This window comes from Desulfuromonas svalbardensis (genome assembly GCF_055389415.1).
In genome coordinates, this window is sequence record NZ_AP042416.1 from 1,029,617 (window position 1) to 1,045,988 (window position 16,372).

Here is a 16,372-nt window from a genome sequence, read left to right on the forward strand (position 1 = left end):
CATGCAGCAAATCAATCTCTATCAGGATCAATTTAAGCCACAACGTGAAATTCCGTGGGTGCTTATCTTTGCTGCAAGCTTTTTCTTGCTGTTGGCGGTGATGGCCGTTGTCAGTTGGAGTCAAAAGCAGACGGTTCAGAAGGTTAAACTTCGCTTAGATCGTGAACTGGCGCAACAGCAACAGTTGGTTGAATCGGTGGATCTGCTCCAGCAACGGCTGTCGGCACGGGTGCCGAGTGAGTCTTTAAGACGTGACTTACAATTGCTTCGGGCTGAGTTGGTGCAGCGACAACCACTCCGTGTGGCATTGGACCACGCCATGGCACAGGAAAACACCATCCCTCAGAGCCTTGATGCCTTAGCTGCAAAGCCCCTTAAGCAGTTATGGTTTAGCCGGATTTTGCTCATGAATTCAGGGGCAACCATTCAGTTGCACGGACTTACGCCCCACGCACAAAATATACCGACATTAATCGAGGGTTTCTCTTCGCAGGAAGTTTTCCGTCACCAGCAATTTTCGCAATTAGAGCTTGAACGGCAGGAGAATGGCTTATATCAATTCTTACTCTCGACACAGAGGGGAGGCAACGATGGCGTTGGAAAGTAAAACATTCGCGAAGTTAAATGATTTGTTTTCTGCTCTGAGTAAGAGGGAACGTATCATTGTTCTTATTGCGTTGTTTTTGGTCCCTATTTATTTGTTTGCTGAGTTGGTGTTTTTCCCCGCTCAAAAGGAACAAAAACGATTAACGACACAATATCAAACTGCACAACAAGATGTTGTGTCGTTGCAACGACAGTTGCTTGAGTTAGAAAATGCGCTAAATAATGATCCTGATCAAGGCAAGCGAGATCAGCTCGCCTTGTTGCGCGAGGAAATTACTTTGTTTGATCAATCGTTGCAGCGCAACCTTTCTGGGTTAGTGCCACCACAGCAGATGTCGGCAATGCTGCGTGGTATGTTGTCCCAGCATAAAGGGTTGACCCTTATGTCACTAAAAAATCGTGTCCCTTCGGCTCTGGTTGCAGTCGTTACACCTTCTGCCGCGAGCAGTAAAGATACCTCTGGGGGCGAAGAGCTTTCTCTTAGTCAGAAAACAGCGCCGGTATTGTATCAACATGTCATGGAGTTGCAGTTGACGGGAAGTTACCTTGATACCTTGAATTATTTACATCAGTTGCAGGGGCTCTCACAGCGGCTGTTTTGGGAGAGTGTTGACATTGAGATGTCTGATCGCTATCCAAGTGCGCGAGTTATGCTCAATGTGTATACCTTGAGTTTTCAGGAAGGCTGGATTGGTGGTTAATCGAGAAAAGAGAACGAAGTTTGAATGTCGTGGCGTTATATTACCTCTGGCCATCGTTGTTATTGGGTTGATGATCGCGACACCGAGTCGTGCAGGCGTACATGACCCGATGCGGCCTCAGGTTGAACGTTTCGCTGCTGATTCCGTAGCGGTAGAAAAGACTGAATTTCATCTTGAAGCAACCATGGTTTCAGCCCAGCGCCGGGTTGCAATCATTGATGGGTTAACCGTTAGCGTTGGTGACCGGTATCAAGGGCATTTCGTTACCTCGATTGACGAAGGATGTGTGGTGTTGGCGCAACAAGGCAAGAAGACCTCATTGACCTTGCAACCGATAATTAAAACGCGAACGGATGCAGCGAGTGGATTGTTGCATCACCTACGTGGAGTGGAATAGATGGTGAAATTACGGAACATAGCAAGCCTGTTGATATTTAGTGGCGTACTTTTTATGTCGGGTTGCAGTGCAACCGTGGCAAAAGACTCTGTTTCCACACCATTACCATCATCGCCATCAGCCCTTATCCTTGAGCAAATGCAACGCCCCGCGCTGGACGCTGAGGCAGCGCAACCGTTACCTGCGGCGATTCAGCAGGCTCTTATGCCATCTCTCTTTAGTTCTGAACAGCAGGGTCGATCGGCTGAAGAGGAGCACCGTTTTGATGTTGCTGCGGAGGAGGTTGATGCCAGCGCATTTTTTTCCGGCCTCGTTGAAGGGACAACTACCAACATGGTGGTGCACCCTCAGGTTACGGGAAAGGTTAGTTTACGCCTCAAAAATGTCACCTTGTCCGAGGTGATGAATATCGTTCAGGAGGTATATGGCTACCATTTTCGCTCCATTGCAGGTGGGTACCAGATTTTACCAAATAATCTTCAAACGAGGATTTACGAAGTTGATTACTTGACATTACAGCGCAGCGGAACCTCCTCCATGAGAGTGAGTTCGGGGCAAGTAACTGATGGGAGTAACTCATCGAACAGTAGCAGTAATCGTAGTAATAGTAGTAACAGTTCAGGAGGAGGCTCTTCAGGTAATGAGAGTGGAACTGGCAGTCAAATTGAGACCACTTCGACAACCGATTTTTGGCCAGCCTTTCAAAAGGCACTTGAGGCTCTCATTGGCACAGAAGATGGTCGTAAGGTTATCATACAACCTCATGCTGGATTAGTTGTTGTCCGTGCACTCCCTTATGAGTTGGATATTGTCGCCAACTATTTGCAGAGAACGGAAGGCTCCTTGCAACGCCAAGTGATTCTGGAAGCTAAAATTATTGAGGTTCAACTTAATGATGGGTTTCAAACAGGGATCAACTGGGGATCTCTTATCCATAATGGCACTAATTTGGCGCGAATAGGTCAAGTGGGCGGTGGCACCAGCCTAAGTAATAATTCAAGTGAAATCTCGGGTAACTATGGGAATCTAAACCCAGGTGACGCAACACCAATTAACGGTTTGATCTCCTCTGCTTTTGGCGGAGTGTTTTCGGCGGCAGTAGAGTTTGATGATTTTCAAGCCTTTGTTGAAGCGGTTAAAACGCAAGGCGACGTGCAGGTACTTTCCAGTCCGCGTATTTCGACGCTTAACAATCAAAAAGCAGTCATTAAGGTTGGAACTGATGAGTTTTTCGTTACCGAGGTGTCAAGTGATACCGATACTGAAACGGATACCGCAACTGCCGATATTACCTTAACACCATTCTTCTCTGGAATCGCCTTGGACGTGACACCGCAAATCAGTGAAAATGGTCGAGTGACATTACATATCCATCCGACGGTCAGCGAGGTTGAAGATCAGACAAAAGTGATCACCGTCAATGGTCAAGAACAGTCACTTCCCTTGGCGTTTAGCAGTGTGCGCGAGTCTGATACGATTGTTAGTGCTCGCAATGGTCAAGTAGTTGTAATCGGCGGTTTGATGAAAAATTCTGAAGGTCAAGAGACCGCCGGAGTTCCTCTTTTGGGTGATCTTCCCGGCGTCGGCTATCTTTTTCGTCATCAACAGGAAACGACACGGAAGAGCGAGCTGATCATCTTATTACGGCCACAAGTGGTGAATCAAGATCAAGACTGGGCTAATGATATTGATCAATCGCGTCAGCGCATGCAGCAGTTGTTGTAGGGGAACTTCATGTATCTGGACTATTTTCATCTGAATGATCGTCCTTTTTCTCTCACGCCAGATACCAGTTATTACTACAATAACTTTAGCTGTCAGGAGGCGATGAACGTGGTTCTTGTTGCCTTAAATAACGGTGAGGGGATTGTTAAAATAACCGGCGAAGTGGGGACAGGCAAGACACTCATGTGTCGCAAACTGCTCAATGATCTTCCCGATCAGATGCTTACCGTTTATTTGCCCAACCCATTAATGGAAGCGCAGCAGCTTTACCGTGCCGTCGCTCAGGAACTTGGTCTTGATTCGGCTACGGATGTTTCTGTTGCCGATCTATTGAATCAACTCAATACTCGGTTGATTAACCTTAGTGCATCAGGCCGGAATGTTGTCGTGTGTGTTGACGAAGCGCAATCGATGCCAACGCAAACCCTTGAAGCGTTGCGGTTATTGAGTAATGTAGAAACAGAAAAAAGAAAATTACTTCAGATCGTATTATTTGGCCAACCGGAACTAAACGAACGGCTGGCACAGACCGAATTGCGCCAATTACGCCAGCGAATCAGCTTCTCTTATGCCCTTGGCCCCCTTGATTTTAATGGATTTCAGGGCTATTTATCCCATCGACTTCAAATGGCAGGTTATCAAGGTGTGCCACTGTTTACTGTTGCGGCACAGCGTAAATTATTCAAAGCCGCTAAAGGTGTGCCGCGCTTAGTCAATATTTTAGCCCACAAGGCATTGATGGTCAGTTATGGCTGTGGCTTGCATCACGTTGGTGCCAGTCAAGTCAAGGCGGCCATTATTGATACCGATGGCATTGCGCAGCCACATAACTGGGTATTTAGCATTGTGCTAATCGGATTGCTCATGACTCTTTTTTTTGCGGGACTGTTGTTTACTCCCATGATGGGAGGGTAGAGCAACGATGAGTCTGATTAATCAGATGTTGAAAGATTTAGACGCGCGTAAGCAGCAAGGGCCAAACCATGGTGGACAAGAAGTGGAGGTCGTTGTTTACCACACGCCTAAACGCTTTCGTTTCCTGCCTGTCATTGTTGCGCTGGTTGTTGTGTTGGCAGTGAGTGCACTAGGTGGGTGGTGGTTTTTTAATCCACGCACCGTGGCAACGCCTCAGCTTTCAGCGCTGACTCAATCACCCGTAAATGGTGCGCCTGTTGCGGTAGAGCCGCAAGCAGTTGTGGAGATTGAAACCGTTGTTGAGGAACCTATCACACTCGAAGAGCAGGTTGCTCCTCGGCTTGAATCCTCTGTCGTACAAGAACTTTCGGCGCCGGTTATGGCGCCAGTACTACCTGATGTAGCCGTAGCTCTGGCGGAGACTCCTGCTGCGAACATCCCTGCTGAAAGTTCTAATCGGCGAGATGAGACGGCTTTTGCCGTGGCGTTAGAGGGCGTGTCATCGTTACCCGTTCGCATGGTGATTAAGCCGCCAAGTTTAGCCGAGCAAGTACAACATCTCCGCATCGAAGGTCGGGCTCTTGTTGAGCAACAACGTTATCAGGCTGGTGCAAAACTGCTCAATCAGGCGATACAAATTGATCATTCCAGCGCCCAACCATGGCAAGAACTTGTTCGGATTTGGGTGCAAGCTGGTGATCTTGCTTCTGCTATGGATGTTGCAACACGTGGCTGTGAAGTGTATCCAACGGATGTCGGTTTACGAGTTTATCGAGCGCGGTTAATGGTTGAATCTGGCGAACACGGTTCAGCGTTAGTCGTACTGCAAACTGGGGCGTTACCAACGATTGAAGCATCAAGTGATTATTACGCTTTGCTGGCGAGTGTCCTGCAACAACTTAATCGATTTGATGAGGCGGCTGAGCAGTATCTGTTGCTGACAACGACCTATCCGCACCAAGGAGATTGGTGGATTGGTCGCGCTATCTGTGCCGATCAGCTTGGATCACCACAGCAAGCCATGGCCTGTTATCAACAGGCAATAAGCTGTCGCCAGCTTAATCCTCAACTTAAGCAATTTGCCGTACAGCAATTAACGCGTCTGGGTAAAGGGTAGATTTATGGCACTACGCAAAAAAATACGGATCGGTGACCTGCTCGTCTCTGAGGGGATTATCATCGAAGACCAGTTAATGCACGCGTTGAAAGCACAAAAATCGACGGGTGGCAAACTTGGCCATACCTTGATTGAGCTTGGCTATCTTACCGAAGACCAGATGTTAGAGTTTTTGTCAAAACAGCTACAAATCTCACTGGTTGATTTGCGCCATTTTAAGTTCGATCCGCAATACGTTAGGCTCATTCCTGAGACCCTAGCTCGCCGTTTTCGAGTCATTGTGTTAACGCGTGAAGCGGGTGCTATTTTAATTGGCATGGCTGACCCCACCGACATATTTGCTCAAGATAAGTTGGAATCACTCATTGGCGAACCGATTGTTCCTGCCGTTGTTCGCGAATCGGACCTGCTGCGTTCCCTTGATAATGTCTACCGTCGTACCGACGAGATCGAAAATATTGCCGAAGAGCTTGGCGAAGAGCTCGCGCAAACTGACTTTAATTTGTCTGAGCTTCTACCCGATAGCCAGCTCGAAGATGCACCCGTTGTCCGTTTGCTCCAGACACTGTTTGAAGATGCGGTGCAGGTTGGCGCATCGGATATCCATATTGAGCCAGATGAAAATGTTTTGCGGATTCGTCAACGAATCGACGGTGTACTGCATGAGCAGGTGATGAAGGAGAAACGGATCGCTGGCGCGTTGGTGTCACGTTTAAAGTTGATGAGTGGTCTCGATATTTCGGAACGCCGCTTGCCGCAAGATGGCCGCTTTAATATCCGTGTTAAAAACAAGAGTATCGATATTCGACTTTCTACCATGCCGTTACAATATGGCGAGTCCGTTGTTATGCGTTTGTTGGACCAATCTGGTGGGTTGTTGAAGCTCGATCATATTGGTATGCCAGCAGATATTTTAGCGCGCTTTCGTAAGTTTATTCATCAACCGCACGGTATCGTTCTCGTTACAGGCCCAACAGGTAGTGGTAAAACAACCACTCTGTATGGCGCTCTCAATGAGATGAACAGCCCTGAAAAAAAGATTATTACTGTCGAAGATCCCGTCGAGTATCGCTTACCACGCATCAATCAAGTTCAGGTGAATACTAAGGTCGGTTTGACCTTTGCTGGCGTGTTACGTACCGCCCTGCGCCAAGATCCGGATGTCGTTATGGTTGGCGAGATGCGTGATCAAGAAACCGCAGAGATCGGCTTACGTGCGGCGATGACCGGTCACCTAGTGCTGTCAACCTTGCACACTAACGATTCCATCAGCACCGCCTTGCGTCTGTTAGATATGGGCGCAGAGGGTTATGTCGTGGCCAGTTCGCTACAAGCTGTTTTAGCCCAGCGATTAGTGCGCCGAATTTGTGATAGCTGTCGAGTTGATGATCCCCTTGATCCGCAAAGCCTGAGTTGGCTGCACGGTTATTTAGGTGACGATCAGCCGGTGCAGGGTTACAAACGCGGTCAAGGCTGCACCCAGTGCAACAACACTGGTTATCATGGCCGAATTGGTATCTTTGAATTACTGCAAATTGATGTTGATCTAGCTGATGCGTTACGGCGTAACGATAGTGCTGATTTTGCTCGTTTGGCCCGGCAACAGGAGGAGTTTGTCTCTTTGGCTGATTGTGCATACGACTATGCGAAACAGGGAGTCACCAGTATCGAAGAGGTGATTCGCGTTTCAGGCCAGAGCGAGTAGGAGATTTAAACTATGCCAAATTTTATTTACACCGCTCGTCGCCCTAGCGGTGAACAAGTAAACGGCGAACTCGAATTGGCTTCGAGTGACGCGGTTGCGGCGCAATTGGCAGAAAATGGCTTAATTCCTATCCGTATTCAGCAAGGGGTGAGCACTGCGGCTAAAAAGGGCAAAAGTCTTTCCTTTAGCTTCGCAAAACGGAAAAAAAAGGTTGGCCTCGACGATCTGGTGCTGTTTTGCCGCCAGATGTTTGCCTTGACCCGCTCTGGTGTGCCAATGATGCGCTCACTTCAAGGTCTCATCGAGTCGTCGCAAAACCCCTCATTGCAAGAAGCCTTACGTGGCGTGATCGAAAACCTCGAATCAGGCCGCGACCTGTCCGGAGCCATGGCGTCATATCCTGACGTGTTTCCAAATCTCATGACTCGGATGGTTCAGGTTGGGGAAAACAGTGGTAATTTAGAGCAATCGTTTGAACAACTTGCCGATTATCTTGAATTTGAAAAAATGACTCGCGAGCAGATCAAAGCGGCGATGCGTTACCCTAGCTTTGTTATCATTGCTATCGCTATTGCTATGGCAATACTGAGCTTATTTGTTATTCCAACATTCGAAAAAGTGTTTGCCGGTTTTGGTGCCGATTTGCCGCTGCCAACGCGAATTATTATGGGAATTTCACAGTTCTCTGTTGCGTATTGGCCCCATATCCTTGCTGCGCTTATCGCTACGATTTTTGCTGTGCGCCGCTATTTACGTACCGAACGGGGAACTTTGCAGTGGGATCGCTACAAACTCAAGATTCCCATTGTCGGGTCAATACTATTGCGTTCAACATTAGCCCGTTTTGCCCGCTCATTTTCAATGGGCTACGGTAGCGGTGTGCCTCTTGTTCAAGCCCTTGGCTTTACCGCTAGGGCGATAGAGAATGCGTACCTTGGTGGTAAACTCGATGAGATGCGTAATCACCTAGAGCGCGGTGAAACACTCACCCGTAGTGCGGCGTCGTTGGAGATTTTCACCCCGCTGGTATTACAGATGCTCGCTGTTGGTGAAGAGACAGGTTCCGTTGATAGCATGCTGCTTGAGGTGGCTGGATTTTACGAGCGCGAAGTGCAGTATGAGTTGAAAAACTTAACCAGTGCCATTGAGCCGATTCTGATTGTGGTAATTGGTGGCATGGTGCTGGTGTTAGCTTTGGGTGTATTCTTACCCATGTGGAATTTAGGCAGTATGATGAAGTAGGGTAAAGAGTTCAGAAGTTTAGGTCGATAAGTATAAGGGCCTTATCGCGCCAAGGCGCAAAGAACGCCAAGGTTTAAGGTCAAAAACAAAGCGTTAGATTTTACTTTGCGCTCTTTGCGGCTTAAGTAAGCGTAGCGCACGGGCGCGAGAAATAACGAAGTCTGTTTTATTAACTAAATAATGCAACATTATTTAACCAACACAAAGGAGTAACACATGAACAATCAAAAAGGTTTTACCCTCATTGAGTTAATCGTAGTGATCGTAATTTTGGGTATTTTGTCGGCGGTGGCTGTGCCTAAGTTTGTTGATATGCAAGGTGAGGCAAAAAAGGCTGTATTAGAAGGTATTCGCGGGTCTTTTAAGTCTGCTGTTATGATGGCACATGGTAAGTGTTTAGTGTCTAATGTTATCGGGGATAGTACTATTAATGTCGAAGGATCTGATGTCGAAGTTAATTTAGCATATCCTGATGCAACGACAGCGAATCTGTCTGATTTAGTTGATTTAGATGGGTTTACTGTCGCTGATGATACGACAGTTGATGAATTTAAAGCGGAATTGTCTGGAACTGATTTGGTTGTAACATATGGAGCATACTCTTTTACTTATACGCCGGCTGTTGATGCTAATACAGATGGTGTCGCTGATGCAGTGCCAGCAGTCTCACTGGTAAGTCCTTGATAGCTAGGTAGGATGCGGTGAGGTCAACGAACCGCATCGTTCTTATCTGACGTACAAAAATGATGCGGTTCACTACGTTCACCGGCATCCTACGTGAGCAGGTAGGGCGGGCATTGTCCGCCGATTTTATCTATCGCACACAGCAAAGGCCAACGCCATGCGAAACCACAACGGGTTCACCCTATTAGAATTGATCGTGGTGGTCGCCGTGGTGGCAATACTGGCTAGCGTTGCTTTGCCTAGGTTTTATCGTATGACCCTACGTGCTGAAGCATTAAGTACACAGGGGATGATTGGCCAACTTCGCAGTGCCTTAAGCTTACAGATGGCGCGTGGTTTGTATCAAGGGGATGATTTAGCTGCGTGGGCGCATGATGGCCTACAGGCATTATATCCCATGCACGATTTGTTACTTGAACAGCCTGAAAACTATCTTGGAATTGTAGAAGATAGTAACCAATGCGGCAGTTGGTACGATGATAAAAAAACGCATGAGTTGGTGTATGTCGTACGAAATGATGAGATCGTTAATGGAATTGATAGCTCACCTAAAAAAGTGCGTTGGCATATCTCCGTCATTTATGACGAGCGGCAATCGCAACAAAAGCAACTAATTGGTTTGGTATTACAACCAGCAACATTGCATCAATGGAATTTTGAATAATCAATCGCGTATGGACACGGCTTGCCGTGCCTATACAGGTTGAATCGAGGAGAATGTATGAAAACAAGTTTAAGAGGACAAAAAGGCTTTACCCTCATCGAATTAGTGGTGGTGATGGTTATCGTTGCTCTGTTATCGGCTGTTGCCGTACCTAAGTTTATTGACCTACAAAAGCAAGCTGAGGCAGCGACGGTTAAAAAGGTGCTGGGGAATGTTCGCAGTGCGTTATCATTACGAGTGGCTCGTGCTTTGGTCGACAGTGAAGATTTAGCGACTCTTGCGTACAATGGAACGGCACCGCTTGATCCAATGAACGATCTTTTGTCCAACAAACCAGAATCTTATTTAGGTGTTTTTGCTGCAAATCAAACCGGCGACGGTGCTTGGTTTGATAGAAGCGTTGGTCATTGGTTGATGTATAATTTAAAGAACGAAGATATTATTACAGGTGGTTACAATGGCAACACCATGATTATTCATCGGATCGAAACGGTTGTTGATAATGGTGAGGTTGTTGGTTTGGAGCTGATTCCGACAACTTCTTATGACTATACGTGGGAATATTAGTCGTTTTGTAAATGTGTTGATCTGTATAATGAAACCATTATGCAGATCAACGCACATCAACAAACGTTGAGTTCTTATTGAAAGAAGAGAGTCATGATCAGAACGCTCAACCAACAAAAAGGCTTCACCTTAGTTGAATTGATCGTTGTGATTGTCATTCTCGGCATCCTTTCGGCTGTTGCCGCGCCGAAGTTTTTCGATCAACAGTCATATCATGAACGCGCTTTTAAGGATGAGCTCGTCTCCGCCTTGCGCTACGCCCAAAAACGAGCTGTGGCTAGCGGTTGCGCCGTTCGTGTTGGTATCACCGCCACAGATTTCACCCTCTATCGTCATGAGAATACGGCGAGCTGTAACACCCTCCCTCCAGCCACCGTTGTTTTAACCCACCCCAGTGGCGGAGATTTTACCGCTGAATCCCCCGTAATATTGACACCCGCTACTTTGGCCTTTGATGCTCTAGGTCGCACTCGTAATGAAAGTTACGCAATTAGTGATTTCACCAATGTTGCTGGTTTGGCAATTGCTATCGATGGAGAGACTGGATGCGTTACTCAATAGCGAAATCATGTCATAAATTCACTCGATGTCAGCGCGGGTTAACATTAGTTGAGTTAATTGTGTCGATGGTGATTATCAGTATCGCCTTAGGTGGTGTGTTGATGGTGATGAACTTTACCGTGAGTCATAGTGCTGACCCGATGATTCAACATCAAGCTATTGCTATTGCTGAGTCTTATATGGAAGAGATTGTTCTGCAACGCTACAATAATCCTCCTGGAGGCTACACCGGAACAACGAGAAACCTGTTTGATGATGTGTTTGATTACAACGGAATGAATGATTCTGGTGCGAAAGATCAAAACGGTAATGCGATTGCGGGCCTCGAAAATTATACGGTAACTGTTATCGTCTCTGACCCAGCCGATTTTGGTCCAGCAGGAAGTGTGGTGCAAGCACGTAAGGTTACCGTTCGCGTACAGCGTGGAACCGAAATGGATCTCACCTTAACAGGATATCGGACTGATTATGATTGATCCTATCCTACGACATAGAGGTTTTACTCTGGTTGAGTTGGTGGTGACCATTGTCATTATCGGCATCCTCTCCTCTCTCGGCGGCATGTTTATCAGTCAGCCGATTGAAGGCTATATCGATTTAGAGCGCCGAACCGAGTTGGTGGATCAAGCGGAGATGGCTCTTCGGCGTATGCAGCGTGATATTCGTGCGGCGTTACCGAATAGTGTTCGCATTAGTGCTGATGGCAAGCGTCTTGAAATGTTACATGTGGTTGCTGGTGGTCGTTATCGTCGTGGGGGAGTTGGCGATATGCTTGATTTTTCTGCGGTTGATACAGGGTTCGATGTATTGGGAGGGGTAGAGCATTTTAGTGAAGTAACGCTCGGAGATCTCGTGGTGATCTACAACCTCTCGGCGACAGGAACAGCCGCTAACGCCTATACTGGAGACAATTCGACACCTGTTGACGTTGGTTCAACAGCGAGCAATTTAATCATTTCAAAGCAGTTTCCCTATGCATCTCCCTTGCAACGTTTTTTTATTGTTGATACTGCTATCACCTATCGGCTGCGCGACGGTGAACTAACTCGCCACACTGGTTATGCCTCCAATACCACTCAATTTGATCCCGGGGCAGCGCCAGGAGATTTGGTTGCCAGCCATATTGTTTTAGCCGCCAGTCAATTTGCTTACGATGCCGGAACGGCAAGCCGTAGTGGTTTGGTTCGAATGCAACTAGCCTTGGAAAAAGCGGGGGAACGAATTACCCTACTCCATCAGGTACATGTTGATAATGCTCCGTAGGAACGACGGCCAATTGAAAATCAATCACGGTAGGTTGCGATGAATATAAACAATCAAAATGGTTTCACCATCGTCCAAGCGATCTTTATCCTCGTGGTATTGGCTCTGCTGGGCACCTATATGGTTAAGCTGAGTACTGTGCAGCAAAGCACCACCACTCAGGCTGTGTTGCAAGCACGGGCCTATCAAGCGGGGCGTAGTGGTGTCGAGTGGGGAATTAAACAGGTGGTTGATGCTGCAGCTTGTTTTGCTGATTCCACGTGGTTGGTCGATGGCTATACCGTTAACACCTCATGTCGTCGCTCAGGGCCATTCAACGAAGGTGGTGATGATATTTATATCTATAATTTAACTGCTGTTGCCACCTTTGCTGATATCGATAGTCCTGACTATGTTTCTCGCACCGTGGAGGTGACGATTCATGATTAAAATAAAGGATAAGAATCCTCTGTTTGGCTTGATATTTCTGTTTACTTTTCTTTTTGTAGCTTGCCCTGTTAATGGCAGGGCCGATGTCTCATTGTCTGGGTTTCAGCAACTAGGAGATAACTCCAACCTTACTGTGACTTATGATCAATTGCGTACGTCACCGTTTTATTTTTCGTTGAGCTCTGATGTCTCTTTATCCTCGATCGATCTCAATAACGTTTCTGGATTAGAACCCGACTCGTCTCTTGTATTTTTTATTGATGATGTAAAGGTTGGAACAGGAAGTCAGGGTAGTGCCTCGGTAGCAGTTAACCTTTCTCTTGCCGCAGGGCTACATACCCTTTCATTGCGGGGAAGCTGTTATGATAATGGTATCTTGACCCCATGTTCAGGGATGGGTAGCTCTGCAAATATTTCTATTGATGATTTGCCCGAACGCTTTGTTGATCCTGTAACAGATTTAATCACGGGCGATTTAAATACGACTTATATTGGCACAAATCAAAGCGACGGAATTGAGATAACAGGTAATACGAATAGAGGAATTGATCTGAGAAATAGAGCGGATCGTCTTTATATTCATGGTTCAACTAATAATGTTTATGCCATTAATTTAGGTAATGGTGATGATATTATTCGCATTGCGGGTGACAAAAATTCACCGTTAGGGTTGGGCAATAATAACAATCAGTGCCAGATTGACGGAAATGTGAACAGTGGAACCCTGTCAGGAGGGAATCAAGACGATGTTGTGAAAATTAAAGGAGATGTTAAGGCGCCCGTTGAATTAAATGGTGGCACGGATGCCATGGAAGTCTTAGGTAACAATAATTCACGCATTGAAATGGGTAAAGGTAACGATCAATTATATGTTCACGGTAACGTTTCTGGTGCTGGAATTGATATGGGGAGAGGTAATGATGTTCTCCAAATTGATGGTCAGATATCGAGTTCAGTGAATGGTGGTATCGGTTCTGATACGCTATACGTCAACATGACTGAGTCAGAATGGGCAATTAGTTGGCAAAGGTATAATGTGTCAAGCTTTGAAACAATTATTTGTATAGATACGGTTTCTACAGTTGATGTTGACGAAGATGATTTTACTTTTCACGAGATTGTTTTAAATACTGTTGACCCCAGCCAAACATCGGATGCTCGGCATTTTATTCAAAAATATCATCTTGGTGATAATAACGATAGTTCAGATGGCTATGACCTGACAGATAGTACTCCTTATTATCCCGATGAAATAGATGGTACATCGGTAACAATAGGGTTCAGGTTAGCCGCCGCAACAACACACTTAAATATTGATTTTTATCGGTTAAGATCTTTGGATTTTAGTAACTCTATTGCGATTGATAATACTCAAGTTGGAACAATTTTTGAGGGCGGAGACAGCGTTGATTTAACGGATGACCCTTATAACTTAGGTGTTGATGGCAACTGGCCGGCAGGGCTACATCAATTAAAAGTGATTTCCACACGGCAAGGATCTTGGTGGTCTCCTGAGTATGACGATTTTAGTTGGGATGAAATAATTATTACCCCAAAGACGAGTACTCCAAGTGTTGATCACTATCGCATTGAACATAGTTCGACAGGAATTACCTGTCAGGTTTCTACCGTAACGTTACGTGCTTGTGCCAATGATGATTGCTCGGAAGAATATGGTGAGTCGGTCACCGCAACTCTGACCCCACCAACATCAAATCCACCGAATTGGATTGGTGGCGATACCCGAACATTTATTGGCCATAGCGATGTCATGCTTCAGCAGACCACCCTAGCAACTTTGGATCTAGGTTTAACAGCATTATCCCCAGTGGCGACCAATGTGACCCGTTGCTACGAAGATGGTGTGGAGGGCGATTGCTCCATCGTTTTTTACAATACTGGAATTTTTATTGATGGAGATTCTGATGCGAGCACGAGCGATAGTGATATCGGAACTCAGATAGCAGGAAAACCCTCGAATGTTTTCCCTGTTGCCCAGATTTTTCAGGTACGCGTACTGCGAACAGATGACAATAGCGGTGCGTGTATTGCGTCTCTTGTTGATAATTCGAATGCTCTGTTTAGTTATTTGGTGCCCGAGGCCGATAATGGTTTAGATGATAACAGCATAACGCTGACATCGAATATTGAAAGTGAGATGTTAAATAGCGTTGGTAGTACGAAAGAGTTAGAGCTTGATTTTAACGGGGATGGTGCAGCAGCCTTTTGGCTGACCTCGGTTGATGCAGGGAAATATCAATTGAAGGTAGCAATGGAGATCCTTGTTACCGATTCTGATGGTAATCAACTCACCAATGATGGAGGGGTCCCAACGGGTGAAACCTTCTATGTTAGTGATATTTCTAATGCCTTTGTTGTACGCCCTTTGGCTGTGTTTGCCGAAGCCGTTGGCAATAAGAACGCTATGGATGGCAGTGGCGAAGCGTATAAAAAAACGGGCGAGAATTTCAGTTTGAGTTTTAAAAGTTTGGCATGGACTGCTGCTAGAGATGGCAATAACGATGGGCTGTGGGATAGTTGTGGTAGTTCATCACTTTCTGATCCCAGTTCTGGCTATGCACGGGTTCCACAATGGGAGCTTGGTCAACCTACGGTCTCTCTCGAAAAGCCCTCCGGTGGCGATTCAGGAACGTGGACTTATGGTGATGGTAATATCATCATCCCCACAAAGGTAACGACTGTTTCTGTAGCTAATATTACCTATGACCAAGTAGGAATTGTTCAGCTTGAGCAGAATGGAATGAATGATTTTCTCGAAAAAAGCGTTTCAGTGTGCTCACCGTTTATTGGCCGGTTTTATCCCGATCATTTTCAACTCACTCAAGGGGTGATAACGAATCGTGTTGATAGTAGTTGTTCATCCCCCTCTGGTTTTACCTATCTCGGTGAAGACCTGCAATTCAACTATCTATTGACGGCAAAAAATAGTTCAGGAGTAGCTACTACTAACTATGTCGATGATTTTGCCAAGTTTACAGGTCTGGGAGCGGTTAAGTACGGTTCTGGTGGAACATACACCGTTTGTGCTGTGAATGATCCTCTCGGTACGCCAACTACTGAATTAAGCTCCCGCCTTCCTGATATCTCTAATATTGACGCAAGCAAAACAAATGGTTGGGCTGCTGGTGTAGCGACCTTTAGTGTTAATCTCAATGTTTCTCGTGATACGGCTCCAGACGGTCCTTTTGACGATGCGCGATTTGGTGTTTATATACAAGATGGCGATGGCGTTGAAATCACCACTCCTGATCTTGATGCCAATACTGATACGGTGATGGACCACACTCAGGTTGCGAATGCGACTGTCTTACGTTATGGAAGATTGCGGTTAGATAATGCCCATGGCTCAGAAATGCTTGATTTACCGATGTTGATGTCCGGTGAATATTGGACGGGTTCTGCTTTCAGTTTAAACAGTGATGATTTGTGTACGTTACTAACGGAGTCCGATTTAACCTTAGATAGCGCCGAGCAAACGGGTATATCTGGGACAAACACGATCAGGGTGAAAGGTGTTGTGACGACTTCTGCAACGATTGGTAGTAAACCTTTGATTGACGGTGATGGTGATATGGAGTTTAGTGCACCGGGGTTAGGTGGTGACGGTTGGGTCGATGTTGAATTAACCGTACCGGCTTATCTGCAGTTTGATTGGCAAGGTGCTGGCAACGAAAACCCAACCTCCAGAGCCACCTTCGGTATCTATCAAGGCAATGAACATATTATCTACATTCGTGAAACTACCTGGCGCTAGCGGGTTAATTTGAGTGTTCAC

The 16,372-nt window shown here is 46.2% G+C and carries 16 protein-coding genes; all 16 read left to right on the forward strand.

The window, feature by feature from the left end:
• Position 1 precedes the first annotated feature (1 nt).
• The 16 genes from ACZ5KY_RS04580 (at position 2) to ACZ5KY_RS04655 (ending at position 16,351) form a co-directional block, all read left to right on the forward strand.
• Positions 2 to 607 (forward strand): hypothetical protein, encoded by a 606-nt coding sequence (locus ACZ5KY_RS04580; RefSeq protein ID WP_464242723.1) that lies wholly within the window; start codon positions 2 to 4, stop codon positions 605 to 607.
• Entirely contained in the window at positions 591 to 1,307 is a 717-nt protein-coding gene (locus ACZ5KY_RS04585) for a hypothetical protein (RefSeq protein WP_464242724.1), read from the forward strand. Before ACZ5KY_RS04580 ends, ACZ5KY_RS04585 begins: the two co-directional genes overlap by 17 nt.
• Complete coding sequence (locus ACZ5KY_RS04590; protein ID WP_464242725.1) at positions 1,297 to 1,704, forward strand: hypothetical protein; 408 nt, start codon at positions 1,297 to 1,299, stop codon at positions 1,702 to 1,704. Before ACZ5KY_RS04585 ends, ACZ5KY_RS04590 begins: the two co-directional genes overlap by 11 nt.
• A complete protein-coding gene (mshL, locus tag ACZ5KY_RS04595) occupies positions 1,705 to 3,429 on the forward strand; it encodes a pilus (MSHA type) biogenesis protein MshL (RefSeq protein WP_464242726.1) in 1,725 nt (574 codons plus the stop codon).
• 9 nt (positions 3,430 to 3,438) lie between these two features.
• Positions 3,439 to 4,344: an ExeA family protein gene (locus ACZ5KY_RS04600; RefSeq protein ID WP_464242727.1), complete on the forward strand. Its 906-nt coding sequence runs from the start codon at positions 3,439 to 3,441 to the stop codon at positions 4,342 to 4,344.
• Between the two features lie 7 nt (positions 4,345 to 4,351).
• Positions 4,352 to 5,461, forward strand: a complete 1,110-nt coding sequence (locus ACZ5KY_RS04605; protein WP_464242728.1) for a tetratricopeptide repeat protein — start codon at positions 4,352 to 4,354, stop codon at positions 5,459 to 5,461.
• Between the two features lie 4 nt (positions 5,462 to 5,465).
• Positions 5,466 to 7,166, forward strand: a complete 1,701-nt coding sequence (locus ACZ5KY_RS04610) for a GspE/PulE family protein (protein WP_464242729.1) — start codon at positions 5,466 to 5,468, stop codon at positions 7,164 to 7,166.
• 12 nt (positions 7,167 to 7,178) lie between these two features.
• The gene (locus ACZ5KY_RS04615; protein WP_464242730.1) at positions 7,179 to 8,408 is read left to right on the forward strand and encodes a type II secretion system F family protein; all 1,230 of its coding nucleotides are present in this window, start codon (positions 7,179 to 7,181) and stop codon (positions 8,406 to 8,408) included.
• Positions 8,409 to 8,624: 216 nt separating this feature from the next.
• On the forward strand, positions 8,625 to 9,092 hold the full coding sequence (locus ACZ5KY_RS04620) for a prepilin-type N-terminal cleavage/methylation domain-containing protein (protein ID WP_464242731.1): 468 nt from the start codon (positions 8,625 to 8,627) through the stop codon (positions 9,090 to 9,092).
• A gap of 157 nt (positions 9,093 to 9,249) precedes the next feature.
• Entirely contained in the window at positions 9,250 to 9,756 is a 507-nt protein-coding gene (locus tag ACZ5KY_RS04625) for a prepilin-type N-terminal cleavage/methylation domain-containing protein (RefSeq protein WP_464242732.1), read from the forward strand.
• 57 nt (positions 9,757 to 9,813) lie between these two features.
• A complete protein-coding gene (locus ACZ5KY_RS04630) occupies positions 9,814 to 10,323 on the forward strand; it encodes a type II secretion system protein (protein ID WP_464242733.1) in 510 nt (169 codons plus the stop codon).
• Between the two features lie 93 nt (positions 10,324 to 10,416).
• Positions 10,417 to 10,884: a prepilin-type N-terminal cleavage/methylation domain-containing protein gene (locus ACZ5KY_RS04635; RefSeq protein WP_464242734.1), complete on the forward strand. Its 468-nt coding sequence runs from the start codon at positions 10,417 to 10,419 to the stop codon at positions 10,882 to 10,884.
• The gene (locus tag ACZ5KY_RS04640) at positions 10,869 to 11,360 is read left to right on the forward strand and encodes a type IV pilus modification PilV family protein (RefSeq protein WP_464242735.1); all 492 of its coding nucleotides are present in this window, start codon (positions 10,869 to 10,871) and stop codon (positions 11,358 to 11,360) included. Before ACZ5KY_RS04635 ends, ACZ5KY_RS04640 begins: the two co-directional genes overlap by 16 nt.
• Positions 11,353 to 12,147, forward strand: a complete 795-nt coding sequence (locus ACZ5KY_RS04645; RefSeq protein ID WP_464242736.1) for a PulJ/GspJ family protein — start codon at positions 11,353 to 11,355, stop codon at positions 12,145 to 12,147. Before ACZ5KY_RS04640 ends, ACZ5KY_RS04645 begins: the two co-directional genes overlap by 8 nt.
• A 39-nt stretch (positions 12,148 to 12,186) precedes the next feature.
• On the forward strand, positions 12,187 to 12,576 hold the full coding sequence (locus ACZ5KY_RS04650; RefSeq protein ID WP_464242737.1) for a pilus assembly protein MshP: 390 nt from the start codon (positions 12,187 to 12,189) through the stop codon (positions 12,574 to 12,576).
• Complete coding sequence (locus ACZ5KY_RS04655; protein ID WP_464242738.1) at positions 12,569 to 16,351, forward strand: DUF6701 domain-containing protein; 3,783 nt, start codon at positions 12,569 to 12,571, stop codon at positions 16,349 to 16,351. Before ACZ5KY_RS04650 ends, ACZ5KY_RS04655 begins: the two co-directional genes overlap by 8 nt.
• Positions 16,352 to 16,372 lie beyond the last annotated feature (21 nt).

What these genes read in the sequence shown, in the direction of transcription:
- ACZ5KY_RS04580 (WP_464242723.1), top strand. Translation starts at nt 2, where the DNA reads ATGCAGCAAATCAATCTCTATCAGGATCAATTTAAGCCACAACGTGAA.
- ACZ5KY_RS04585 (WP_464242724.1), top strand. Translation starts at nt 591, where the DNA reads ATGGCGTTGGAAAGTAAAACATTCGCGAAGTTAAATGATTTGTTTTCT.
- mshL (WP_464242726.1), top strand. Translation starts at nt 1,705, where the DNA reads ATGGTGAAATTACGGAACATAGCAAGCCTGTTGATATTTAGTGGCGTA.
- ACZ5KY_RS04600 (WP_464242727.1), top strand. Translation starts at nt 3,439, where the DNA reads ATGTATCTGGACTATTTTCATCTGAATGATCGTCCTTTTTCTCTCACG.
- ACZ5KY_RS04605 (WP_464242728.1), top strand. Translation starts at nt 4,352, where the DNA reads ATGAGTCTGATTAATCAGATGTTGAAAGATTTAGACGCGCGTAAGCAG.
- ACZ5KY_RS04610 (WP_464242729.1), top strand. Translation starts at nt 5,466, where the DNA reads ATGGCACTACGCAAAAAAATACGGATCGGTGACCTGCTCGTCTCTGAG.
- ACZ5KY_RS04615 (WP_464242730.1), top strand. Translation starts at nt 7,179, where the DNA reads ATGCCAAATTTTATTTACACCGCTCGTCGCCCTAGCGGTGAACAAGTA.
- ACZ5KY_RS04620 (WP_464242731.1), top strand. Translation starts at nt 8,625, where the DNA reads ATGAACAATCAAAAAGGTTTTACCCTCATTGAGTTAATCGTAGTGATC.
- ACZ5KY_RS04625 (WP_464242732.1), top strand. Translation starts at nt 9,250, where the DNA reads ATGCGAAACCACAACGGGTTCACCCTATTAGAATTGATCGTGGTGGTC.
- ACZ5KY_RS04630 (WP_464242733.1), top strand. Translation starts at nt 9,814, where the DNA reads ATGAAAACAAGTTTAAGAGGACAAAAAGGCTTTACCCTCATCGAATTA.
- ACZ5KY_RS04635 (WP_464242734.1), top strand. Translation starts at nt 10,417, where the DNA reads ATGATCAGAACGCTCAACCAACAAAAAGGCTTCACCTTAGTTGAATTG.
- ACZ5KY_RS04640 (WP_464242735.1), top strand. Translation starts at nt 10,869, where the DNA reads ATGCGTTACTCAATAGCGAAATCATGTCATAAATTCACTCGATGTCAG.
- ACZ5KY_RS04645 (WP_464242736.1), top strand. Translation starts at nt 11,353, where the DNA reads ATGATTGATCCTATCCTACGACATAGAGGTTTTACTCTGGTTGAGTTG.
- ACZ5KY_RS04650 (WP_464242737.1), top strand. Translation starts at nt 12,187, where the DNA reads ATGAATATAAACAATCAAAATGGTTTCACCATCGTCCAAGCGATCTTT.
- ACZ5KY_RS04655 (WP_464242738.1), top strand. Translation starts at nt 12,569, where the DNA reads ATGATTAAAATAAAGGATAAGAATCCTCTGTTTGGCTTGATATTTCTG.